1 pseudogene is annotated in these 255 nt (G+C 59.6%); it reads right to left on the reverse strand.

Features of this window, described 5'->3' with window-relative positions:
* Nucleotides 1-5: 5 nt before the first annotated feature.
* Nucleotides 6-255 (reverse strand): annotated as a pseudogene (locus tag ACSNOK_RS35160) (MerR family transcriptional regulator); the annotation flags it as partial.

Consider the following 255-nt stretch of genomic DNA (forward strand, 5'->3'; position numbering starts at 1 on the left):
CGTAATCAGGAGGCGTGCTTGGCGATTCTGCGTGCAGTGAACTCGTCGAGCTCAGTGTCCACGACCGGATTGAGACGCTCGCTAGGCAGTTCGGCAAGACTTCCCTGAACGTCGCGCCACACCCCTCCTAGCGCAATAGCGAACATCCCCTGCCCGCCATGCAGCAGGTCAATGACTTCGTTGTCATTAGTGCACTCGTACACCGAGACCCCGTCGCTCATGAGAGTGACGCGAGAGAGGTCCTCAGCCCCGTTG

Origin of the sequence: Streptomyces sp. URMC 126 (genome assembly GCF_051386555.1) — a bacterium.
Taxonomy (GTDB): Bacteria; Actinomycetota; Actinomycetes; order Streptomycetales; family Streptomycetaceae; genus Streptomyces.